Origin of the sequence: Flavobacterium reichenbachii (genome assembly GCF_002217435.1) — a bacterium.
In the GTDB taxonomy this organism is placed as follows: Bacteria; Bacteroidota; Bacteroidia; order Flavobacteriales; family Flavobacteriaceae; genus Flavobacterium; species Flavobacterium reichenbachii.
In genome coordinates this window covers 1-6761 of sequence record NZ_MUHF01000045.1, presented here as the reverse complement: position 1 = coordinate 6761, position 6761 = coordinate 1, and the positions used below count along the sequence as shown (strand labels likewise).

Sequence of the window (6761 nt, the reverse complement as noted above, 5' to 3'; positions counted from 1 at the left end):
AAATAACATTAATTGTAATTTTAAGCTCGAATTTTTTTTGATGAAAAACCAATATTAAATAAGAAATACCTTATATATTCGCCAAAAATTTAAAAAGCAACTTAATTGGTAACTTTCATTACCTGCAGACGATAAAAAGCGGCTCAAATTTTTATATTTACATTCAAACATAAAAAACAACCAATGATCTTTTACAAACAAAACCTGACCGATGATAAATTATTAGATTTATACAAAAAAATACTTAAACCCCGGTTGATAGAAGAAAAAATGCTGATCCTGATTCGACAAGGAAAAGTATCCAAATGGTTTTCTGGAATAGGGCAGGAAGCTATTTCTGTGGGAGTTACTGCGGCTTTAGATGATTTTGAATATATTTTGCCAATGCATCGAAATTTAGGTGTTTTTACAACCCGAAAAATTCCGCTTCACCGATTGTTTTCGCAATGGCAGGGAAAAGCAGGAGGTTTTACAAAAGGTCGTGACCGCAGTTTTCATTTTGGCACCCAGAAATATAATATTATTGGAATGATTTCGCATCTGGGTCCACAGTTAGGAATTGCAGACGGAATTGCTTTGGCGGATAAACTTAAAAAGAATAAAAAAATAACTGCTGTTTTTACGGGAGAAGGAGCGACAAGTGAAGGCGATTTTCATGAAGCATTAAATATCGCAGCAGTATGGCAGCTTCCTGTAATGTTTATTATAGAAAATAATGGCTACGGACTTTCTACACCAACAAATGAACAATATTACTGCGAAAACTTAGCAGATAAAGGAATAGGATACGGAATTGAAAGTTATATTATTGATGGAAATAATATTCTGGAAGTTTACAATAAAATCACTCTGTTAAAACAGCAGATGATGGAAAATCCTCATCCTGTTTTATTAGAATTTAAGACTTTTAGACTTCGCGGACATGAAGAAGCGAGCGGTACTAAATACGTTCCAGAAGAATTAATGAAACAATGGATAACTAGGGATCCTGTCGATAATTACAAAACGTTTCTCGTTAAGGAGGGAATCCTTAGTGAAGAATATGACGCCGAATTAAGAGAGCAGATAAAACTTGAAATTGATCAAAATTTGAACCTGGCAAATACAGAAGCCGAAATTGTACCTTCTTACAGCGAAGAATTAGATGATGTATACAAACCTTTTCAATATGAAGAAATTAATCCTGGTTCATCAACTGAAAATATTCGCTTTATTGATGCTGTCAGCGCTGGTTTAAAGCAGTCTATGGAACGTCACGATAATCTTATTATTATGGGTCAGGATATTGCTGAATATGGCGGCGCTTTTAAAATTACGGAAGGCTTTGTTGATTTATTCGGAAAAGACCGTGTTCGAAATACTCCAATCTGCGAAAGCGCTGTTGTATCTGCCGGAATGGGATTATCCATAAATGGTTATAAAGCGATTATAGAAATGCAGTTTGCCGATTTTGTTTCTACAGGTTTTAATCCGATTGTAAATTTATTAGCCAAATCGCATTATCGCTGGGGCGAGAAAGCAGATGTCGTAGTGCGTATGCCTTGCGGAGGCGGTACGCAGGCTGGGCCATTTCACTCGCAGACCAATGAAGCGTGGTTTACCAAAACTCCAGGTTTAAAGGTTGTTTATCCTGCTTTCCCTTACGATGCAAAAGGATTGCTGAATACTTCTATCAATGATCCGAATCCGGTTTTATTTTTTGAACATAAACAGTTATACCGCAGTGTTTATCAAGATGTTCCTGCTGATTATTATACAATTCCTTTAGGAAAAGCTGCTTTGATAAAAGAAGGGAAAGCCGTAACGATTATTGCTTTTGGCGCACCTGTGCATTGGGCAATAGAAACTTTAGTAAATAATCCCGAAATAAGTGCTGATTTGATTGATTTGAGAACTTTGCAGCCACTTGATACCGAAGCTATTTTTGAATCGGTGAGAAAAACCGGAAAAGCAATTATTTATCAGGAAGATACTTTGTTCGGAGGTATTGCCAGCGATATTGCTGCGCTTATTATGGAGGAATGTTTTGAATATCTTGATGCTCCGGTAAAACGAGTTGCAAGTTTAGATTCGCCAATTCCATTTACAAAAGCGCTGGAAGATCAATTTCTGCCAAAAGGCCGTTTTGAAAAAGCTTTATTAGAATTGATTGAATATTAGTTTTAACTTATTAAATACCACTAAAAATACTAAAAACAAATATATTATGAAGAAACTGTTTATTTCCATTTGTACCGCGGCGCTGCTTATTTCCTGCGGCAAAAGCACAAAAAATTCGGAGGATAAAGCTTTAGACAAAAAATTTGATACTTATAAAGATGGTTTAATAACTTCTTTATGGGAGATTTATCCAGGCTGGGCTTCTGGTGTTGGTTATCATAAATTTGATAATGTTTTAATAATTCCAGATGCTGCGGCAGATAAAAAACAGCTTGATTTTGTAAATGCGCAGTTAGATTCCTTAAAACACTATAATATTGATAATTTATCTGATAAGAATAAAACAGATTTCCAAATGATACAAAATCAGCTGGAAGGTGCAATTTTTGGTATTAAAGAATTGAAATCATCAGAATGGAATCCTTCTGAATACAATGTCTGTGGTGCTTTTGCAGAGATTTTAAATGGAAATTATGACAGCTTAGAAGTACGTCTTCGTGCTTTTAATACCAAAATGAATAATATTCCGGCTTATTACGAAGCGGCTAAAAAAAATATTAAAAACCCAACGATTGAACATACAGAACTGGCGATTGCACAAAACTTAGGCGGATCTTCTGTGTTTAATGAAGATTTGAATGCAGCATTAGCAAAAAGTAAATTAACTGAAGCTGAAAAAAAAGAAATACTGGAAAAAGCTAAAGTATCTGTTAAAGCAATTACTGATTATGCCGACTGGCTTAAAAAATTACCTAATAAAACTCCTCGTTCTTTTAGACTTGGGAATGCATTGTATGCTAAAAAATTCGCATTTGACATTCAATCAGGTTATACTGCTGATGAAATTTATAAAATAGCAGTAGATCATAAAAAAGATTTACACGAGAAAATGTTTGTTCTTGCTGATAAACTTTGGACAAAATATAAAGGCAGCGAACCAAAACCGGCAGATAAATTAGAATTAATCAAACAGGTTATTGATAAAATTTCGCTGCAGCACACAACTCCTGAAAAATTTCAATCTGAAATTGAAAAGCAGATTCCAGAACTTACTGCTTATGTAAAGGCTAAAGATTTATTATACATCGATCCATCAAAACCGTTGGTTGTACGCAAAGAGCCTGCTTATATGGCGGGTGTTGCAGGAGCTTCTATTTCTGCGCCTGGACCGTATGATAAAAACGCTAATACGTATTATAATGTTGGAAGCATGTCTGGCTGGACGGCAGAAAATGCTGAAAGTTATTTGCGTGAATACAACGATTATATTCTTCAGATTTTAAATATTCACGAAGCAATACCAGGGCATTACACACAATTAGTTTACAGCAATCAGTCTCCAAGCATTATAAAATCTATTTTAGGAAATGGCGCCATGATAGAAGGATGGGCAGTTTATGCTGAAAAAATGATGCTGGAAAGCGGTTATAAAAATTCTGACGAAATGTGGTTGATGTACTATAAGTGGAATTTAAGAACAACTTGTAATACAATCTTAGATATAAGCGTTCATACCAAAAACATGTCTAAAGTGGCAGCTCTGGATTTATTAACCAAAGAAGCTTTTCAGCAGCAGGCAGAAGCAGACGGAAAATGGAGACGCGTCACTTTATCTCAAGTGCAATTGTGTTCTTATTTTACTGGTTATACAGAAATCTATAATTTAAGAGAAGAACTTAAAAAGAAAGAAGGAGACAAATTCAACTTGAAAAAATTTCATGAAAAATTCTTAAGTTTTGGAAGTGCTCCAGTAAAATACATTAAAGAATTGATGCTTTCTAAAGAATAAATTCCGAAATACTTTAATCTAAAAAGGTTTGATGAAATTACGATCTCATCAAACCTTTTTTTATTTTAAATTACAACCACCAATCGCTTACCATCTGGAACTTCTTTGTTCCACATTTCTTCGATATTGGGTAAATTAACCGTTTCAATATTTACTTTTAGTTTGTTTTGAGCTGCCAAAAGAAACATTTCAGGAAGAATTTCCGAAAACAATAATTTCACTTCTTCTTTTGTCCAGCTTCCTAATCCTGAACCTGAAAGCTGTAAATCTACACTGCGCAGAATTTGGGCAGATAATTGAATCGTATCTCCAGACATTGAACCAATAGAAACATATCTGGTTTTATTGGTGAAATTTCCTTTTCCCTTTAAAACTGAAAGAATGAGTTCTGCTGAATGTCCCCATAAATAATCCAAAATAACATCAATTGGTGTATTTTGATGAATTGCTTTTAGCTGAGAAACAAAAGTATCGTCATCTTGTTTTAAAGAGATTATTTCGTCGGCCCCCAATTCTAAAAGGCTTTGGAGTGTTTTTTCGTTTCTTCCGGTCGCAATAATTCTCTTTGCACCATAATGTTTTGAAATCTGAATTGCCATTTGTCCTGTAAATCCGGTTGCACCATTTATTAAAACGGTTTCTCCGGCTTGTATTTTGGCTCTAAAACGTAAAGCCATTGCTGATCCTGCAACTGCATTTGGCATGGCAGCCGCCGTTGCATCGGAAATTCCGTCTGGCAATAAAACCATTCTCTGCTTTTCTACAACTGCTTTTTCTGCTATTGTTCCGGAGATCCCGCGGGCATAAACTCTAATTCCATTTTCTAAAAAACCTACGCCGTCACTGCCAATTACCGTTCCGTTTTGATTTTCTTTTTCTGATGAATAATGCTGCCCGCTTACAATTCCTTTATCCAGATTTGTAATGGCAGCGGCTTTAACAGAAATTAAAACCTCGTTTTCGTTTTGTACTATTGGATCTGCAAATTCCGCATATTTTGGCATTTCGCCTTTTTTATAAATAACAGCTGCTTTCATATTATTAAATTTTATGAAGCAAAATTAGATTGTCATTTACAAGCATGCGATAACATTTGTTATCAAATGAAATTGCGTTATTTTTTCTGAAGAAGTTTACTTTTAATACGACTTAAATGAACTGTAGTCACGCCAAGATATGAAGCAATATAATGCTGTGGAACGCGCTGAATAATTTGAGGTCTTTCTTCAATTAAATTCAGATAACGCTGAGCAGGAGAGTCTTTTATGAAAGAAACAAAATATTTCATATAATCGAATGTACGCTGAAAAAGCATATTGATTAATCGATCGCGCAAGTCTGGAATTTCTTTAATTTCTTCCAGAATTTTATCCAAATCATTTTTATGAATGTACCATAAAACCGATGGCTCAATAGTTTCGACAGCAGCCTGACTTGGGAATTTTTTCATAAAACTTTCTATGGAAGCGACACTTTGATTTTCGAAAAAAAACTGAGTTGTTAAATCTTTTCCGTTATTGTTAAACCAAACACGAATACAGCCTTTTTCGATAATAAAAAGCTTTTTTGAAATTTCGCCTTCTTTTAAAAGTATTGTTTTTGCAGGAACTTCAATGCGATCAAAGTAGCTAATATATTCGTTCCATTTTTCTTCGCTTAAAGGGAATTCATTTCGGAATTGGCTGAACATTTATTGTATAATTTTAAGTTGTTTTGCTAATGCGGTATTTGTCGTTACAAGCAAATTATCAGTCATACCAAAAATAGTATTTTGTTCCGAATTTTTAAATTCTGAGGCACTCAAAATTATAATTGTTCCATTTTCTGTTTTAAGTGTAAAAGTCTGCGGACATATGTAATACTTTTTATTAGTGCCATTCATATTTGCAGTAGAGACTTGTTCCCATTCTATTTTAAAATCAACTATTTTCTGCCCAATTACAGTAATCCATTTTTCTTCATTAGAAACATCCCACTTTTGTTCATAATCATTTGGGGTTTCAATCAAATCAATTTCTTTTGATGAAAGTCCGTAGCTGAAAAATGTACTGTCCCAAAAAACGTAAATTGTTTTATTATTTGTTTTAAAATATACGGAATGGTCCAAACTATCAATATCAGGATACGATGTTAAATAGGAAGGTTCTGTATCATTATAGTTAATATCTTCAAAATAATATTTTATTTCTCCATAAATAATCCCAAGAATTGTCTGTCCAACAAACATTTTTCGACAATCATTTTCATAAATGATATGTTTATCGGTTAAAGTCATAATTTAAATTATTTCAAATTAGATTATAATTAATTCCTTGTCTGACTTATTCGACATTACTTTAGTAAAATTATTTTCCATAATAATGACTACTTAAACTTAGGTAAATTATAAAACCTTATTCTTTGTTTTTATTTTGAATAAATTTTGCAATTCGAAAACTATTTGTCATCAATAAATAGCCAATTAGAATCTTAATAAAATTAAACACCATCCATCCTGATTGCGGATAATCTTTGAAAAGCATTTCCTGTTGAAAAAATACAAAAATCTGTCTAAATAAAACTGGAATATTTTCAACAAATATTAAACCTCCAATCACAATTACAGCTATCGAAATAATTTTATATTCATTTGAATTTAATTCTATTGTATTAGTATCAAAGCCTTTATCGAGTTTCAATTTTTCTATAATCCAAGATGTTTTATATATAGAAAATTTAAAAGCAAAAAAGTAAACAAAAAGCACCACTATCAGAATAGAAGTTAAAATAATAAAACTTTGATTATCTCCAGTTTGATAGGCAGAATATATAG

The 6761-nt window shown here is 33.1% G+C and carries 6 protein-coding genes; 2 read left to right on the top strand and 4 right to left on the bottom strand.

Annotated features, from left to right (window positions below):
* Positions 1–183 precede the first annotated feature (183 nt).
* Positions 184–2160, top strand: a complete 1977-nt coding sequence (locus tag B0A68_RS24250) for an alpha-ketoacid dehydrogenase subunit alpha/beta (RefSeq protein ID WP_035681082.1) — start codon at positions 184–186, stop codon at positions 2158–2160.
* A 46-nt stretch (positions 2161–2206) separates the two neighbouring features.
* Positions 2207–3949, top strand: coding sequence for a DUF885 domain-containing protein (locus tag B0A68_RS24245; protein ID WP_035687718.1), 1743 nt, complete (start codon positions 2207–2209; stop codon positions 3947–3949).
* A gap of 65 nt (positions 3950–4014) precedes the next feature.
* Here the strand turns inward: B0A68_RS24245 and B0A68_RS24240 are convergent, their stop codons facing one another.
* The 4 genes from B0A68_RS24240 to B0A68_RS24600 form a co-directional block, all read right to left on the bottom strand.
* Positions 4015–4986 carry a quinone oxidoreductase family protein gene (locus B0A68_RS24240; protein WP_035681079.1) on the bottom strand — a complete coding sequence of 324 codons (972 nt, stop codon included), beginning with the start codon at positions 4984–4986 and terminating at the stop codon, positions 4015–4017.
* A 77-nt stretch (positions 4987–5063) separates the two neighbouring features.
* Positions 5064–5639, bottom strand: a complete 576-nt coding sequence (locus B0A68_RS24235; protein ID WP_035681076.1) for a Crp/Fnr family transcriptional regulator — start codon at positions 5637–5639, stop codon at positions 5064–5066.
* A complete protein-coding gene (locus B0A68_RS24230) occupies positions 5640–6224 on the bottom strand; it encodes a hypothetical protein (protein ID WP_035681075.1) in 585 nt (194 codons plus the stop codon).
* A gap of 118 nt (positions 6225–6342) precedes the next feature.
* Positions 6343–6761: hypothetical protein (locus tag B0A68_RS24600; protein ID WP_165770647.1), on the bottom strand; the 419-nt coding region annotated here is incomplete at its 5' end.